The sequence below is a fragment of the Clostridium sp. HCP1S3_C6 genome (assembly GCF_052066735.1).
In the GTDB taxonomy this organism is placed as follows: domain Bacteria; phylum Bacillota; class Clostridia; order Clostridiales; family Clostridiaceae; genus Clostridium.
This window is the reverse complement of sequence record NZ_JBQHRN010000009.1, coordinates 20,327-37,207: the sequence shown is the minus strand read 5'-3', so window position 1 is coordinate 37,207 and position 16,881 is coordinate 20,327. Positions and strand designations below refer to the sequence as shown.

At 30.1% G+C, this 16,881-nt stretch carries 15 protein-coding genes and 1 pseudogene; 1 reads left to right on the top strand and 15 read right to left on the bottom strand.

The window, feature by feature from the left end:
* Positions 1 to 193: 193 nt before the first annotated feature.
* Positions 194 to 1,693, top strand: coding sequence for an aminotransferase class I/II-fold pyridoxal phosphate-dependent enzyme (locus ACTNAO_RS04880; RefSeq protein ID WP_441026837.1), 1,500 nt, complete (start codon positions 194 to 196; stop codon positions 1,691 to 1,693).
* 51 nt (positions 1,694 to 1,744) lie between these two features.
* On the opposite strand, the gene ACTNAO_RS04875 is transcribed toward ACTNAO_RS04880, so the two are convergent.
* The 15 genes and pseudogenes from ACTNAO_RS04875 to rpsI form a co-directional block, all read right to left on the bottom strand.
* Positions 1,745 to 3,211 carry a sodium-dependent transporter gene (locus tag ACTNAO_RS04875; RefSeq protein WP_441026836.1) on the bottom strand — a complete coding sequence of 489 codons (1,467 nt, stop codon included), beginning with the start codon at positions 3,209 to 3,211 and terminating at the stop codon, positions 1,745 to 1,747.
* A 23-nt stretch (positions 3,212 to 3,234) separates the two neighbouring features.
* Positions 3,235 to 3,801 (bottom strand): phosphatase PAP2 family protein, encoded by a 567-nt coding sequence (locus ACTNAO_RS04870; RefSeq protein WP_441026834.1) that lies wholly within the window; start codon positions 3,799 to 3,801, stop codon positions 3,235 to 3,237.
* Between the two features lie 129 nt (positions 3,802 to 3,930).
* The gene (locus tag ACTNAO_RS04865) at positions 3,931 to 5,682 is read right to left on the bottom strand and encodes a methyl-accepting chemotaxis protein (RefSeq protein WP_441026833.1); all 1,752 of its coding nucleotides are present in this window, start codon (positions 5,680 to 5,682) and stop codon (positions 3,931 to 3,933) included.
* Between the two features lie 10 nt (positions 5,683 to 5,692).
* Positions 5,693 to 6,937 (bottom strand): extracellular solute-binding protein, encoded by a 1,245-nt coding sequence (locus ACTNAO_RS04860; RefSeq protein ID WP_441026831.1) that lies wholly within the window; start codon positions 6,935 to 6,937, stop codon positions 5,693 to 5,695.
* A 289-nt stretch (positions 6,938 to 7,226) separates the two neighbouring features.
* Positions 7,227 to 8,417, bottom strand: coding sequence for an iron-containing alcohol dehydrogenase (locus ACTNAO_RS04855; protein ID WP_441026944.1), 1,191 nt, complete (start codon positions 8,415 to 8,417; stop codon positions 7,227 to 7,229).
* Positions 8,418 to 8,450: 33 nt separating this feature from the next.
* A pseudogene (locus tag ACTNAO_RS04850) lies at positions 8,451 to 9,872 on the bottom strand (APC family permease); the annotation flags it as partial.
* A 121-nt stretch (positions 9,873 to 9,993) separates the two neighbouring features.
* Positions 9,994 to 10,590 (bottom strand): AAA family ATPase, encoded by a 597-nt coding sequence (locus tag ACTNAO_RS04845; protein ID WP_441026829.1) that lies wholly within the window; start codon positions 10,588 to 10,590, stop codon positions 9,994 to 9,996.
* Between the two features lie 20 nt (positions 10,591 to 10,610).
* Positions 10,611 to 11,828 carry an aspartate aminotransferase family protein gene (locus ACTNAO_RS04840; RefSeq protein ID WP_441026827.1) on the bottom strand — a complete coding sequence of 406 codons (1,218 nt, stop codon included), beginning with the start codon at positions 11,826 to 11,828 and terminating at the stop codon, positions 10,611 to 10,613.
* A 280-nt stretch (positions 11,829 to 12,108) separates the two neighbouring features.
* Entirely contained in the window at positions 12,109 to 12,663 is a 555-nt protein-coding gene (locus tag ACTNAO_RS04835) for a helix-turn-helix domain-containing protein (RefSeq protein WP_441026826.1), read from the bottom strand.
* A 99-nt stretch (positions 12,664 to 12,762) separates the two neighbouring features.
* Positions 12,763 to 13,584 carry a methyl-accepting chemotaxis protein gene (locus tag ACTNAO_RS04830; protein ID WP_441026824.1) on the bottom strand — a complete coding sequence of 274 codons (822 nt, stop codon included), beginning with the start codon at positions 13,582 to 13,584 and terminating at the stop codon, positions 12,763 to 12,765.
* 171 nt (positions 13,585 to 13,755) lie between these two features.
* Positions 13,756 to 14,121: a cupin domain-containing protein gene (locus tag ACTNAO_RS04825; protein WP_441026822.1), complete on the bottom strand. Its 366-nt coding sequence runs from the start codon at positions 14,119 to 14,121 to the stop codon at positions 13,756 to 13,758.
* 203 nt (positions 14,122 to 14,324) lie between these two features.
* Positions 14,325 to 14,447 carry a hypothetical protein gene (locus ACTNAO_RS04820; RefSeq protein ID WP_441046079.1) on the bottom strand — a complete coding sequence of 41 codons (123 nt, stop codon included), beginning with the start codon at positions 14,445 to 14,447 and terminating at the stop codon, positions 14,325 to 14,327.
* 619 nt (positions 14,448 to 15,066) lie between these two features.
* Positions 15,067 to 15,558 carry a hypothetical protein gene (locus ACTNAO_RS04815; protein ID WP_441026818.1) on the bottom strand — a complete coding sequence of 164 codons (492 nt, stop codon included), beginning with the start codon at positions 15,556 to 15,558 and terminating at the stop codon, positions 15,067 to 15,069.
* A 7-nt stretch (positions 15,559 to 15,565) separates the two neighbouring features.
* Complete coding sequence (locus ACTNAO_RS04810) at positions 15,566 to 15,979, bottom strand: hypothetical protein (protein WP_441026816.1); 414 nt, start codon at positions 15,977 to 15,979, stop codon at positions 15,566 to 15,568.
* 494 nt (positions 15,980 to 16,473) lie between these two features.
* Positions 16,474 to 16,866, bottom strand: coding sequence for a 30S ribosomal protein S9 (rpsI, locus tag ACTNAO_RS04805; protein ID WP_441026815.1), 393 nt, complete (start codon positions 16,864 to 16,866; stop codon positions 16,474 to 16,476).
* Positions 16,867 to 16,881 lie beyond the last annotated feature (15 nt).

Here is a 16,881-nt window from a genome sequence, read left to right as displayed (position 1 = left end):
GTTTTTTTGATTGTTTTTGATTTATTTTCAGAAGTTCATTTTTTATTTTTACTAAAATGAACTTTTGTTATATTTTTAAAATTGCATTATGATTATATTGAACTTTTTCTTATGAAGTGTTATTCTTATATTATTAAAAATGAACTTTTTTAAAATTGAAGTTAAAATAATTACTAAATAGGAGGTTTTCCTTATGGCTGATTCAGTATTTTCAAATAGACTTAAAGAAGCTATGAACAAAAAAGGAATGAAACAAGTTGATTTACTAAAAGCAGCAAATAAACAGGGAGTAAAGCTTGGTAAAAGCCAAATTAGTCAATATGTAAGTGGCAAAGCTATTCCTAGAGAAAACATTGGAAGCTTTTTAGCAAATACATTAAATGTTAGTGAACAATGGCTATATGGTAAAAATTCAAAGTCTTATATATGTGATATTTCAAGCGCAAAGGAAAATGCTATGGTTGAAGGGAGTTTAAATATGCGTAAATTTAATAAATCATCAAAATTAGATAATGTTTTATATGATGTAAGAGGTCCTGTTGTAGATGAAGCTGCAAGAATGGAAAAAAGCGGTACGCATGTACTAAAATTGAACATTGGGAATCCTGCGCCTTTTGGCTTTCGTACTCCAGATGAGGTTGTACATGATATGCAAAGTCAATTAACAGAGTGTGAAGGATATTCTGATTCTAAAGGTCTTTTTTCAGCTAGAAAAGCAATTATGCAATATGCTCAACTTAAAAATATTCCTAATGTTTCTATAGATGATATTTATACAGGAAATGGAGTTAGTGAACTTATCAATCTTAGTATGTCTGCATTACTTGATAATAGTGATGAAGTATTAGTTCCAGCTCCAGATTATCCTCTTTGGACTGCTTGCGTAACACTAGCAGGAGGAAAAGCAGTTCACTATATTTGTGATGAACAAGCTGAATGGTATCCAGATATGAATGATATAAAAAAGAAAATAACTGATAAAACAAAAGCAATTGTTATTATTAATCCAAACAACCCTACTGGCGCATTATATCCAAAAGAAGTTTTACAGGAAATTGTAAATATTGCAAGAGAAAATCAACTTATTATTTTCTCAGATGAAATATATGATCGCCTTGTTATGGATGAGGAAGAACATGTTTCTATAGCATCCTTAGCACCAGATTTATTCTGTGTAACATTTAGTGGATTGTCAAAATCTCATATGATTGCTGGTTTTAGAATTGGTTGGATGATACTTAGCGGAAACAAAAATTTAGCAAAGGATTATATTGAAGGAATAAATATGTTATCTAATATGAGACTTTGCTCAAATGTACCAGCTCAATCTATAGTTCAAACTGCATTAGGCGGACATCAAAGTGTAAATAATTATATTATCCCTGGAGGAAGAATATATGAACAACGTGAATTTATATACAAGGCTCTTAATGATATACCTGGAATAAGTGCTGTTAAACCTAAAGCTGCCTTTTATATTTTTCCTAAAATAGATACAAAGAAATTCAACATATTAGATGATGAAAAATTTGCACTAGATTTATTAAAAGAAAAGAAAATCCTTATTATTCATGGTGGAGGATTTAACTGGGAAAAGCCTGATCATTTCCGTGTTGTTTATTTACCTCGTATAGATGTTTTAGAAGATGCTACACAAAAGCTTAGTGAATTTCTTACTTACTATAGACAATAAAAATATTGCCTTAAAATGATTAAATATGATCATTTTAAGGCAACTTTTTTATTATTTAGTTTTCTTTTTAGGTAACATAAAACTAAAAGTTAATATTAATAATATTACAGAAATTATCATCCAAATTACTAATGTAACAGTGCTAGAATCCTTAAACTTATCATAATATCCCTTTAAATATACAACTACAATTATTGCTGGAAGCACATAATTCATATATTTTCTTGCAGATGTAGGAAATGAAATTCCTTTACCTTCATTAGCTTCTTTTATAAAATTATCAAAACCCCATCCATTTTTCCTTACACAAAATAGCACAAATATTAAGCTTCCAAGTGGAAGAATATTATAAGAAACAAGAAAATCCTCTAAATCCATAAGTGTACTTCCTGCTCCAAGTGGTGCTATGTCTGATAAAACATTATATCCAAGTATTGCAGGTAATGATAATATAATAAGTGCAACAATATTAATTGCTACTGATTTTTTACGACTAAAATTGCCAAGTTCCATTGTCATAGCAATTATATTTTCAAATACTGCAATAACAGTTGAGAGAGCAGCAAAAGACATGAAAATAAAAAAGCATGCACCCCATATATTACCACCAGACATGTTATTAAAAACATTAGGTAAAGTTATAAACAATAATGATGGTCCTGCATCAGGTTTAACATTATATGCAAAACATGCTGGAATAATAATTAACCCTGCAATTAATGCCACAACAGTATCAAGAATTACTATATTTATAGCTTCTCCAGTTAACCTTTCTGATTTTTTTAAATAGCTTCCAAATATCTCCATAGACCCTACACCAACACCTAATGTGAAAAATGCATGAGTCATAGCTGCAAACACCGCATTTCCAATGCCAGCTTCTTTAAGCCTATTAAAATCAGGCACAAGATAAAATTTAACTCCTTCTGATGCTCCTGAAAGCATAAGCGAATGTACTGCAAGTACAATCATTAATATTATTAAAAGTGTCATTATAACTTTTGTAATTTTTTCAACTCCATTTTGAAGACCTAAAGCACATATAAGAAATGATATAATAATAGCTATTACAGTCCAAAATATCATTGTATAAGGCTCAGATAACATTCCATTAAATGCTGATGCTACTCCATCTGGATCTAAGCCACTTAAACTACCTCTTAAGGCTTTATATGAATAATAAAGCATCCATCCTGATACCATAGTATAAAACATCATAAGAAGATAATTTCCTGCTACAGCAAACCATTTAAATCTGTGCCACTTTCCATCTTCACTTTGAAGAATATCAAAAGCCTTTACTATACTCTTATTACTTCCTCTTCCAATTGCAAATTCACATATTATAATAGGAAGCCCCAGTATTGCAAGAAATACTAAGTATATTAGTATAAATGCTGCTCCTCCATATTCACCGCAAATATAAGGAAATTTCCACACGTTTCCAAGACCTATGGCACATCCAGCAGAAACAAGTATGAATCCCAGTCTAGATTCAAAATTTTCTCTTTTGTCCAAAATTATTCCCTCCAAGCAAAAAATTAATTTAAAAATTTTATATTATCAAGTACACTATACTTTTTACCAATTTTCACAACAAAAATTGATATTAATGTTCCTGTTAATATCCCTGTTATAACATCTGTTGGATAATGAACTCCAACATAAAGCCTTGATAATGCTATTAAAGATGATAATGCTAACAATGCAATTCCATATGTTTTTTTATTTTTTGGTAAGCATTGATAAATTGTTGCTGCTACCGCAAAAGATATGGCAGCATGTCCAGATGGAAATGATAAATCCTTTGGCCTTGCAATCAAAATATTAAGTCCATTAACAACTTCATAAGGTCTTATTCTTGCAACAAGATTTTTTAAAATTAAATTATTTACAATAAAAGTTGCCAAAATTGCAACTATGCACAAAATACCCATTTTTCTAGTATTTCTAGAAATAAGTAACAATATACATATTGCAATCCAAAGCACTCCAGCATCTCCTAAGTGAGTTATAAATTTAAAAAAAGGTGTGCATATTGGATTTCTAACAAACTCTTGAATCCATAACAATATATTGCCATCTAAATTTCCTAAAAGTTCCACCATAAACCTCCTTTTACGTATTTTCTATTAATCATACTATAATATTCTATCACCTTTTCAAAAATTTATCATAAAAATATCTCCAGCATAATATTACAGCTGGAGATATTTTAATTTCTCACCTTTACTTATTTATAATTTATCAAATATTTCTGTCTCCTCTTTTAATTCACTTACTATTTGTTGATTAGTATTCATTTGATCTGTTATATCCTCTACATCCATAGCAAATTTTTGAGTGTTTTCTGCCATACCATTTACTCCATCAGCCCCTTCAGATATTGCCATTGCTATTAATTTAATTGATTCAGCTATTTCAGATGTAGATTTTTTTAATTCCTTAGTTTTTAATGTAAACTCATCCATTACACCATGAATATATGATGAATCTTCTTTATATTTACCACCAGCTTCAACAAATGATTCGAAATCAGGCAATATAATATCATTCATATATTTTACTAAATCACTTGCATGCTTTGATAAATTAGACACAGCTACTGTCACTACTTCATTTATTTCTTGTATATTATTTGCAGCTTTTTTACTTGATTCAGCAAGATTACTAATTTCATCTGCAACTACTGCAAAGCCTCTTCCTGCTTCTCCTGCTCTTGCAGCTTCAATTGAAGCATTAAGTGCTAAAAGATTTGTCTGACTTGATATATCTAATATATTTTCTGTAAGGCTATCTATTTGTTGTACACTTTTACTATCTTCAATAGATTTATTTAACACATCAAGAATTCCTTCTAATTTTTCATTTATAGTTTGCATATTAACTCTTGCTTTATGCTCTATATTATCTGCATTTTTCTTCATAACTACTGAATAATCATTTATTTCACCAGAACGTTTTGATATACTATCAACTTCACTTTTTACTTGTTCAGTATTTGAATTTATTAGTGAAGCATTTTCTGATACCTGTTGCATAGTTGCAGATAATTCTTCTGATAATGCAGAAAGATCAGATGTACCACCATTAAGTTTATTTACATTTTTCATAACTTCATTTACTATCTTATCCATGTTGTCTGAATTATTTACAATAACCTTTAATATCTCTTGAAGCTTAGAAATAAATATATTAATTCCATTAGCTAAACTTCCAACCTCATCTTTAGATGTAACAGATACCCTCTTAGTAAGATCTCCTTTTTCATCCTGCAAATCCTGTATTATAGAAGATAATTCTTTTTCTGCAGTAGTAACTGGTTTTACAATACGTTTTATAACTGTAATAAAAGCATATATTAATGCTATAACTGCAATAAATATACATATAATGTTTATAATTACTGCAACACTATGTACAGTATTTAAGCTTTGTTTTGCTTTATCTGTATCTGCATTAGTTGAATCTTCTAATCCTCCAATAATTGCTTGTATTTCATTACCATATGTAGCTAAATCATTATTTGCACATGCATAAGCTTCTTCTGTATCATTATTTGCACTATATGCTAATAAATTTGCAAGAGCATAATGAAATTTTTCATATGAATTCATAAGTTCATTAAGTTTTTCCTCATCATCAGCAGAAATATACTTTTTATATTCGCTAAAATCTTCATTTATTTGTTTGTCTTGTTCTTTTATAGATTCTGCCACAGAAATCATAGTATTATGATCTGTAGCTATAATATGTGACAAAGCAAGTTTATGAATATTTTGAGCTTTTTGCTTAATATCCCCAAGCTTAGATATGCTACTCATATAATTTTCCGAAATATTTGTGGCATTTCTATTAACATTTTGAATATTTACAAATGCTAATACATTAGACAAAATTGCTACTATTCCTAAAACAATAATAGGAAACATAATTGCAACTTTAATACTACTACCTATTTTTCCTTTAAGCTTTTCAAAATTCTCCATAATATCCCTCCTACTGTTTTATTATTGATGCTGTTATACCTTTTGTCAAATTATCTACTAATTTTTGTAATTCATTATCTGATAAACTTCCTGTACTTACTGCTTTTTGAAAGTTAACTATTGCATCCCAGTAATTAACACCAACTCTTTGTAAAGATGCAAATTGTGACTGACTTAAAAGTGCTTGAATAGCTAAAGATCTACTAACCTCATCTGAATTTGCCACATTAATATTAGAAGGTCCTTGACCTCTTTCTTCAAAACGTAACAATTGATTATCCTCATTTGTAATCCATTCTGCTAATTTATTAGCCCAATCTTTATTTTTTGAATAAGAATTTACACCAATAAGCTTATATCCTGAAAAGGAAGCCATTTGAACTTCTTTGCCGCCACAATTATATGTTGGTAGCTTAGTTGCTCCATAATCATCACCTAAAGCTTCTTTTACCCTTGATTCAAGCCACACACCACTTACACCTGCTATTATGCTTCCATCTTTCATTCCAGAAACTAATCCATCATCATCAGTATTAATAAAACTAGAACTAATTGCCATATTATTAATATATTTTGCCACCTCTAATCCTGATACTTCACCTTCATTCGTATTCCAATTACAATAATTTGTTACTCCATCATCATTTAAGCCCATCTTAAGACCGGTATTTCCAAAAAATGAATAAAGGTACCATCCATTCCAATCCATAGAAAATTTCTTATTATTTTGTGCTGCAACACTTAAAATTTTATCTAAAGATTTTGCATCTTCAGAAGATAAAAATTGCTTATTATAATACAAGAAATATCCATTATCAGCAGTCATTGGATATGCATATAATTTATCATTTATAGATACTGCATCAACTGCACCTTCTATATTATTTTCTTTAATATTGTCTGCATCTATTGCAGGTTCTAATACCCCAGAAGCACTTAATACAGACATTTGATCATCAGCAAACGTAAATACATCTGCTGCATTATTAACATCAGAAAAAATTTGCTCTTTACATGATGCTTCACTCACAGGTTCTATAACAATATCAAAATCAGCTTTATCTTTATATTCATTTTTGAAATTTTCTACTATTTCAGATAATAGTTCACTGTCTTCTTCAGCTCCCCACACCTTTAAAGATACTGCTCCATTTGTATTAGATTGTTCACTAGTTCCCTTACTATTAGAGCATCCAACCATTGAAACCATAAAAATACTAGCTAATAAAACAGCTAAAATTCCTCTACCCTTCATAAAAACACCTCGATATTATTATATTTTTTGTTCTATTCGTCATTATAGTCTACAATTCGACTACATTCAATTAACAAACTATTAATGTTTACTAAACTTTTTAAATGTTTATTAATATTTTATTCAATAAAAAAACACCATGTACATTGTTACATAATGCTTAATTTTTTAGTATTATTATATTTCAAGCTTTTCTTTAATTATAATTTTAATTTATTATATCAAAAATAAGGTGATGTCAAAAGTTTAACTTTTACATCACCCTGAAACAATTTTCATTATATTTTTGCTACATTGCTTTTCTATAAATTTCTGCAATTTCCTCTTCTGTAAATACTACCGGATTATTTTTAATGCTAGCTGCAGATACCTTAAGGCAATTCTTTGCCATCCAAGGAATATCTTCTTCCGTAAATCCAAAATCAGATAATTTACATTCTAAATCAAGTTTTTTAAGTAGTGTTCTAATTTTAGGAGCACAATCTTCTGCTGTAACTCCTCCAAATATTCTTGCAATCTTTGCAAATTTAAAATGCTCTCCTTTACAAGATGCTTCTATAACTGCTGGTGTTAATGCAGCCAAGCCTTGTCCATGAACAATATCCCTTAAGCCACTTGCAGGATGTTCCATGCCATGAGCTAAAGTAACTCCTGCAGTATTAATTACCATACCACCAATTGTACTTGCTAGTGTTATCTTTTCCCATGCTTCTTTGCTAGCTTTACCTTCATATACATCTACTAAATTATCAGCAATAAGTGATATTGCATATAAACTTAAAGCATCTGTAAATGGTTGTGCAATTTTTGAAGTATATGCTTCTATGCTATGACATAATGCATCAAATCCAACAGAAGCCAAAACCTTCTTTGGCATTGTCATCATACATTCAGGATCTACAATTGATACCTTAGCTACAATAGCATTTGTACGTAGTGATTTCTTATCGCCAGTTTCTGGATTTGTAAGTACAGCAAAGCCATTTCCTTCAGAACCAGTACCACAAGTTGTTGGAATAAGAACTAGTGGTAAAGCTTTATCACTTGTTGATTTATTAAATATATAATCATTTATATTGCCATTGTTAACACTTAAAAATGCAATAGCTTTAGCACAATCCATTATGCTGCCACCACCAATTGCAACAACAACATCACAATTATTTTCCTTTGCAAATAATGCACCTTCTTCTGCTGTTGTTGTTAATGGGTTTTGTTTTACCTTGTCAAAAAGAACTGTATCAATTCCTGCTGCCTTTAAACTATTGTTTACTTTATCATATAAACCAGATTTCTTGGCACTGCTTCTTCCTGTAACAATAATAGCCTTCTTACCATAAGGTTTTGTAAGTTCTCCTACCTTATTGACTTTGCCTGATCCAAATTGAATATTTATTGGAAGGAAATAAGAAAATTCTAATGGCTGTACAGCTTCTTCTTTTACTTCTTCCTTGGCTACTTCAAGAGCTTCTAATGCCATATCAATTTCATCTTTAGCTGAAGAATCCTCATCTATTTCAACATCAATATGTGAAGCAAATTTTTCTTTATATTTTAATTTACATGCAATACCAAAAACTATTCCAAGTATAGACCAACTACCTACAATAACCCATTCCTGCCATACAAGAGAACCTCCTGATTTTGGAATAATATACATTGCAACCATAAATCCTGACATAATAATTGCAATAGCACCTATTAATTTATAATTTTTAACTTTATATGGTCTTTTTAAATCTGGATCTTTCTTTCTTAAAATCATAAATGATATTGCAACCATACAATATGCAAGGCAACAACCAAAATTTCCAGCATCCATAACCCAAACAAGCATTTTACGACCACAAAGAGGTGCTAAAATTGATAAACCACCTATTAAATATAATGCATTAGTTGGTGTCTTATATTTCTTGTGTAATTTAACAAAGCATCTAGGAATCATATAAGATTCAGCCATAGAATACATGGCACGACTACCACCTATTAAAAATGAATTCCAGCTTGTAACTATACCACACATACCGCCAACAATAAGTACCTTTGCCATAATAGTACTATTAAACGCCTTAGCCATAGCATCTGCTGTAACAAGTCCTGAAGCTGCTTGAGATGCTACAATGTCAGCATGATTCATTCCATATCCTACAGCTATAATTATTAATGCATAAAATGAAACAGCTAAAATAATAGAAAGAATCATCATTTTTCCTATCTTTTTAAGAGGTACATTAATTTCCTCAGCTGCCTGTGGAATAACATCAAAACCAATAAAGAAAAATGGTGACATAACAGCTACGCTAAGTATATTTTTAAACATACTTCCTGAAGACTCCCCTACAAACAGCTGATCCTGCAAATTTGATACATCACCTGTAATTGCTGATGATACAATTAATAATATACCAACACCACCTATAATAGCAGTTAAAATAGTTTGAAGTATTGCTGCTGTTTTTGCCCCACGTATATTAATATATGTAATAATAATTGCCATTATAATAGCAACTGCAAGCCATGTTGCATAAATATCAAATCCTGCAACAGAATACAAATATCCTTTTAAAAATCCAGGGCAAATATATGTAATAATAGTTGGTAAAGCACAAGCTTCAAAGCATACAACTCCAACATATCCAAGTATTATTGCCCATGTACATATATATGATCCAATAGGTCCCATAGCCTTATAGCTAAATACATGTTCCCCTCCACACTGTGGCATTGCAGATGTAAGTTCAGCATAAGTTAACCCAACAAAAAATATCATTATGCCACCAATTGCAAATCCAACAACAGCTCCAATTACTCCACCTTTTTCTATCCAATCACCTGAGGATACAACCCATCCCCATCCAATCATTGCTCCAAAAGCAATTACAAGTATATCCCATGCACTAAATACTTTTTCAAATTCTGATTTTTTCTTATCCATTTTTTTCACCTTCCTATCGTAGTAACAAATATCTAGCAGAGTTAAATTAAAAAAGAAAAAGGTGCAAAAAACAAACTAAATCTTTGTTTCTTAACACCTTTGTTAAATATCTATATAAAAATTATTCTTCTTCGAATCTCAAATCTATTAATTGCATTATGTATTCTGCAGTTTTATAAATTCCAAGTACACTGCTATCTATTAGCATATGACGATTTTTTCTATCACCACGATAGGTACCTGTTACATATTTATAACGTGAATGAAGCATTTCATCATTATATTTTACCAATTCAGCTGCTTCTTTTTTTGATACATTATTTTTCTCCATAATATTTTGTATTCTAAAATCCTTTGGAGCATATATAAATATATTTAAGCAGTCCTTTCTATCCTTTAATATATAATCACTGCATCTACCAATAATTACACATGATGATTTTTTTGCGAATTTTTGAATTACCTCAAATTGAGTATATATAACTCTGTTAGTAAGATTAGCATACCTTGGACCAAGCTTTGTCTCAAAGCTATATTTTACATTATCCCCAGTATCCGCCTTTTCAACCAATTCCCTATTTACACCAAGCTTTTCTACAACTCCATCAACTAGATCTCTATCATAATATTTTATATTAAGAGAATCAGCAATTATTTTTCCTATTTCAGGGCCACCACTACCATATTCACAGCCAATTGTTATTACGAAATGCTTCATAAATATCGCTCCTCTCTGTATTATTTTATTAATGCCTCTACAGATTCCTTAATTATTTCAAATCCTTTATCACATTGTTCTTTTGTTACTATTAATGGTGGTATCATTCTTATAATATCATTTCCAATAGCTGTTATAAGCATTTTACGATGTAAACATTCATGTTTAACATCTACAGCATTAATACTACCATCAAATTCAACACCTACTAATAATCCTTGATGTCTTACTTCTTTTACATGTGGTAAGGTTGCTAATTTTTCACTAAAATAATCTCCCATTTTTTTAGCATTGCCAGCACAATCTCTATCTAATAATTCATTTACTTCTGCAAGAGCAGCTGCACAACATACAGGATGTCCTCCAAATGTTGTACCATGTGATCCCATTGTAAATGCTTTTGAAACATCTTCTCTAGCACAAATTGCTCCAATTGGCATTCCTCCTCCAAGAGCCTTTGCCATAGATACTATATCTGGTTTTATTCCATAATTCATATAAGACATAACCTTACCAGTTCTACACCATCCTGTTTGTACTTCATCTAGTAAAAGTAATATTCCTTTTTCATCACAAAATTCACGAAGACCCTTCATAAATTCTGGTGTTGCAGGATTTACTCCACCTTCACCTTGTACAGGTTCAATCATTATACCAATAGTGTTTTCTGTACATGCATCCTTAAAAGCTTGGAGATTATTATATTCTGCATAAGTAAATCCTGGAGTCATATCACCAAAGCCTATTTGACAAGCATTGTCAGGTTGGCCAGTAGCACTCATAGCACCAAATGTTCTACCATGGAATGATTTAGCAGCTGTTACTATATTATATTTATGTGGTCCATATTTTTCTACTCCATATTTACGAGCCATTTTAATCATAGCTTCATTTGCTTCTGTTCCTGAGTTTTGGAAGAATATTTTATCCATACCAATTGTAGTACATACCTTTTCCGCAAGTAATGCTTGTGGAATTGTGTATGGGTAATTAAATGTTTGCATAATATCTTGACACTGATCTATAATTGCTGCAACTACCTTTTCATTACAGTTACCTGTGCTGTTTACTGCAATACCTGCATAAAAATCTAAATAAGGAGTTCCTTTTTCATCATACATATACATATCTTTTGCAGTTTCTGCAAGAAAATCATATCTTTCATATGTTTCAATCATATATTTATTTACTTTATCCTTTATATCCTGTGCTGTTAATCCTAAATCTTTTAATTTCATAATAATCTCCTCCTAAAATAAAGATTTTGGCCAAAAAATCTAATAAATAAAAAAGAGCAAAGTAACTTACAATTTGTAAGCACCTTTGCTCTTTATGTCTCTTATATTGTACAAATATATATTATCACGCATTTTATTGCATGTCAACAATATTTTGTACTTTTATTATTTTTACTTATATATTAGTATTTTAGCCATTTTAGAGGGTTTTATTTCTATCTATCTATATATTACGAATAAATTTTTGTACATTATTTTAGACATCCTTTGTAAAAAAATATTAATTATAAGCTACAAAAAAACTCATAAAGCTTACTAAAGACTTAGTATTATTTATATACCTATGCATTTGGTCTGATTCAAATCTAAAAACATCTTTCTTTGTAACAATATTTATAGCACCCTGAGATTCAATTGTTACTTCTCCATCAAGTACTGATATATATTCACGAGTCTTTTCTCCATGACCGCCACTTACATATATGCCACCTGGTTCTATATCAATTCTATAAATTTCCACTGTTCTATTATCTTCATAAGGAAAACATGTCCATACCCTATATTGCCCTACAACTTCCTTTGTAGGCACTGTTTCCTCTACTGTTACCAGGCAAGAATCCATTGGTGGTGCTTCAATTAAGTCATTAAATTCTATTCTAAGACCACTTACAATTTTTCCAAGTACGCCAATGGATGGATTTGCACTGCCCCTTTCAATTTGAGCAAGCATACTTTTACTTACGCCTGTTTGTTCTGCAACTACATCAAGACTCATACCTTTGGAAGTTCTAATTCTTTTTAAATTAACAGAAATATTATGTGATAAATAATCCATTTAAATCCCTCCCTAATATATAAAAAATAAAATTGTCATTTTATTTTTTATATATTACATTTATATTTGAATCTTGTCAATAAACTTATTTATTAAAAACTACAAATTGTCAAATCCTTCTATCATTTGTTCTGACAAAGAAATAGTTTTTTCTAGTATATCATGAATAGAACTTATTTTTTCAACATGCGTTTCAGCCTCATTATTTGCATTCTTAATAGAATTCATTATTTCATCTAAATGTTTTACTATAGAATTTAATGTAGTTTTTATTTCAGCTGCTGATTCACTACTTTCATTTGCTAACTTTCTCATTTCAGAAGCAACAACAGAAAAACCACGTCCAGCTTCACCACTTCTAGCTGCTTCAATAGAAGCATTTAATGCTAAAATATTTGAACTAGATGCATTATGACTTACACCGTTAACAACATTAGAAGCATTCAAAACATCATTTTCTATCCTTGATGTCATATTTACCATATTTGATAGCATTGTTGCAAGATTTCCTATACCACTTATTGTATCTTGAATTGAGCTATTAACATCCTTTATTGAATTCTTAAATTGACAGGTAAGTTCTTGCATTTCAGTTTTTTTCTCAACACTATATGTAGCAATAATACATCCAACAACCTCATTACCATCCTTTATTGGTACAAGATTACCTTCCATAGGCTTTCCCACAACTTCTTTAGGTAATATATTGTGTTTTTTTATACCTTTAGAAATAACAATATCAAATGCACCAGTAGGATCATAAAATTTTTGACCAACTTCAACAGCTGGTGGAATTGTTGGTGGAATAGAATATCCTCTTACTATACTATCTGTATCCAAAACTGTTATTAATACATCCTTGTCATTTAAGTCTCTAACTAAATCAATATTCTCTATAACATTCTCCAATACCTTATTCATTACCATATACCCCCATTAATATTAAATATATCTCATAATAATGTTACCACACGTATTGCATAAAGTAAATTATACCTCGAAATATATACTTTTTATGCAAAAAACTAATTATTTTGGTGTTTTTTAAACTAAAAAAAGATACTGGCACTATGTCCAATACTTTATACCATCTTATTTTTTATCCTTATATGCATATCCAAAGTTAATTGGTGGCGCTGTAACGGATACATAAACAAATTCAGTATCCCCATCATTTAACAATCCATGTACATCGTTATCAGCAAAACGAACAACATCACCTGCCATAAACTCTTTCTCTGTTTCTTCTGCAAGTAATAATTTTCCCTTTCCTTTCGTTGCATACCATATCTGCTCTGATGCTTTATGTGTATGTCTTGGTTGACAAGCTCCAACTTCAAGATGTACCTCTGTAATTGTTACCCTTTCACTAGAAGAGTTTTCTGGATTTAGCAATTGTTTTGAAAACACTCCTGGATTTGATAACTCAACTATGTTTTGTCTATTAATAAATTCCATAAATTCTTATTCTCCTTTGCCTTAAAATTGTGTATTGACCAATTTAACAAATTCCAGTTTTTTATATTATGTCTAATTTAAGTAATTATACAATTGTTTTATATATTGTGTTTATGTTGTTTTATAACTTTATGGGAGTGTTTATATGAAGCATCACTCATAACATTCTATCACTGCCAATGTTCCTCCCAAGTACATTTTAACTAATAATGTACATACATTCTAGTCATTTCTGGCTCATTATCCCCTTGCACCATACATAAAAATTTCCAACAATATCTTTCATAAAAACCTGTATGATCTGTAACAAGGTACAAACCATCCATACTCTGTATCTTTGTTAAGATAAGCTTCCATACATTCTAAGTAAGCTTCCTTTGGTATTCCCCATTTAGAGCTAAACCAACTGGCTGCTGCCTCTTTTAGCTCTGGTTGTTCCATCAATGTAATAATATTTATAATTTTTCATTTTATTTTTTCTCCTATTTCATCATTATTTTATCTCAAAAACAATATCGTTGCCATGCAACCACCACAACGGTTAAATACTTTCACATTTCAAGTCTTTGTATTCAATATGTATCTAATATTTCTTTTATGCAAGTATTCCTTTGTGTCCGTCTGACTTCCCCATGTCCTTTTATCAACACTTGTCTTACGCACCTTTAAATTGGCATTAAAAAATACTTATGGTAATATTTTGCATCATAATACTATATTTGTCAAATAAAGTTTTCTAAGAATATCATCATAAATTAAAGAATATAAAAAGAAATCCCACAAACACAAGGTTTGTGGGATATAAAATACTGTATAAAAGTTTGAAAAACTATCTCTTTGAGAATTTGAAAGGACTGGTTTATGCGGTTTGTGTGGGGTTTGTTAGTTACATGTTAGTTATGGATATAATTTGATATCGCTTAATACAAGAAAATTAATATTGTACTAATTTTCTGAATCACCTATATACTTAATCCTAAAATCAAATATATTAGCCCCTAAATCAGAAAGGCTAAGATATTTAGCTGATTTATTTGTACTATCCTTTTTATAATACGCATATAAATCATAACTTTTAACATTAAACACATTTTCGTTATTATCTCCACAGCTTCCTTCTAATATGAATACTGCACTATCATATGCACTATAACTCAAATCAGATGGAAACTTTCCATTAAACGATACCTGTGGATATTTGCTTGCTCCACCAACAAATTTATATCCATCATATCCCATCATCACCCAGCCTCTATCGCAATCCCAATAAACATATATTTCCTTCATATCGTAATTTAATTGGATAATCTGATTTGTTTCCATTAATTCTATATTTTTAACTGTTTTTATAGGGAAAAATATATATATTAATACCCTCAAAATGAAAAATACTGATATAATTAATGATACAATAAAAATTTTTTTCTTTTTACTCATAATCAATCTACCTTCTTGGTGCTCCTTTATCAATTATAGTTATACTTCCATCTTCGTTCATCTCTTTCCAATAGACATCACTATTCTTATAAACAACATTACCATTTTGATCTACAACAGGTTTTTTATCAATTTTTGCATTTGCACTATAATCAATATCAGGATAATCACTACAACCATCCTCACAAAAATGTTTACCAATATTATAACCAGTTATATTTTCTATATATTTTTCCCCTTTGAATATAATATCTTTATTTTTATACATACCTTCAAAAGAAACCTGGCCACCTGCATTATCAACATCTCTTCCTACTCCTGGTACTGAATCAGGTGTTGGATCACATACAGCCTCAGCAGTTCCACCAATCTTTTTTACCCATTCTCCTGCAAAACTTCTACCTTCAGTGACTGTTCCCATATTTCAAGAACCAAAGAATGTATGAACATTTGAAAATGCATTTCTATTTATACTGCTACCTTTTATTTCTTTAGATAATATATTTATTGGATCATCACCTTGGTAATCTAAAATATACTTCTATACTTTGTAATTGTTTCTTGCACCACCGCATTATCTATTTTAAATTGCATTTTTATTCTCCACCCTTATTTTCATTTTTATGAAATTCTTCATCTTCAGATTTCATATTTTCAAATTCTTCTTGCAATTTTTCAAATTCCTCTTCAGTCATTTTTATATCATTACTCATTTATATCACCACTAAGTTTAATATATAATTTATTTTATAATTGCTTTTTTTTGCCTTATTGTAAATATTTTACACGCAAAGTGTTATACTTGTCAAATAAAATTAACCCAAGAATATCAAAATAATTATAGAAAAATATAAAAAGAAATCCCACAAACACAAGGTTTGTGGGATATAAAATACTGTATAAAAGTTTGAAAAACTATCTCTTTGAGAATTGAGGAGCTCTTCTTGCTTTCTTAAGACCGTATTTCTTTCTTTCTTTCATTCTTGGATCTCTTGTTAAGAATCCAGCTTTCTTTAATTCTGGCTTTAAAGCTTCATCAGCTTTTACTAAAGCTCTAGTTACACCATGTCTTATTGCTCCTGCTTGACCAGTGAATCCACCACCGTGTACATTAACAAGTACATCAAATTTATCCTTAGTTCCTGTTAAAACTAATGGTTGGTTAACTATAACTCTTAAAGTTTCTAAACCAAAATAGTTTTCTATATCTCTCTTATTTACAACAACTTTACCATTTCCAGGTACAAGTCTAACTCTTGCTATTGATTTTTTTCTTCTACCAGTTCCCATATATTGAACTTTTGCCATTTTTTATTCCTCCTC

What these genes read in the sequence shown, in the direction of transcription:
- ACTNAO_RS04880 (WP_441026837.1), top strand. Translation starts at nt 194, where the DNA reads ATGGCTGATTCAGTATTTTCAAATAGACTTAAAGAAGCTATGAACAAA.
- ACTNAO_RS04870 (WP_441026834.1), bottom strand. Translation starts at nt 3,801, where the DNA reads ATGGTGGAACTTTTAGGAAATTTAGATGGCAATATATTGTTATGGATT.
- ACTNAO_RS04865 (WP_441026833.1), bottom strand. Translation starts at nt 5,682, where the DNA reads ATGGAGAATTTTGAAAAGCTTAAAGGAAAAATAGGTAGTAGTATTAAA.
- ACTNAO_RS04860 (WP_441026831.1), bottom strand. Translation starts at nt 6,937, where the DNA reads ATGAAGGGTAGAGGAATTTTAGCTGTTTTATTAGCTAGTATTTTTATG.
- ACTNAO_RS04855 (WP_441026944.1), bottom strand. Translation starts at nt 8,417, where the DNA reads ATGGCATTAGAAGCTCTTGAAGTAGCCAAGGAAGAAGTAAAAGAAGAA.
- ACTNAO_RS04845 (WP_441026829.1), bottom strand. Translation starts at nt 10,590, where the DNA reads ATGAAGCATTTCGTAATAACAATTGGCTGTGAATATGGTAGTGGTGGC.
- ACTNAO_RS04840 (WP_441026827.1), bottom strand. Translation starts at nt 11,828, where the DNA reads ATGAAATTAAAAGATTTAGGATTAACAGCACAGGATATAAAGGATAAA.
- ACTNAO_RS04835 (WP_441026826.1), bottom strand. Translation starts at nt 12,663, where the DNA reads ATGGATTATTTATCACATAATATTTCTGTTAATTTAAAAAGAATTAGA.
- ACTNAO_RS04830 (WP_441026824.1), bottom strand. Translation starts at nt 13,584, where the DNA reads ATGAATAAGGTATTGGAGAATGTTATAGAGAATATTGATTTAGTTAGA.
- ACTNAO_RS04825 (WP_441026822.1), bottom strand. Translation starts at nt 14,121, where the DNA reads ATGGAATTTATTAATAGACAAAACATAGTTGAGTTATCAAATCCAGGA.
- ACTNAO_RS04820 (WP_441046079.1), bottom strand. Translation starts at nt 14,447, where the DNA reads ATGGATGGTTTGTACCTTGTTACAGATCATACAGGTTTTTATGAAAGA.
- ACTNAO_RS04815 (WP_441026818.1), bottom strand. Translation starts at nt 15,558, where the DNA reads ATGAGTAAAAAGAAAAAAATTTTTATTGTATCATTAATTATATCAGTA.
- ACTNAO_RS04810 (WP_441026816.1), bottom strand. Translation starts at nt 15,979, where the DNA reads ATGGGAACAGTCACTGAAGGTAGAAGTTTTGCAGGAGAATGGGTAAAA.
- rpsI (WP_441026815.1), bottom strand. Translation starts at nt 16,866, where the DNA reads ATGGCAAAAGTTCAATATATGGGAACTGGTAGAAGAAAAAAATCAATA.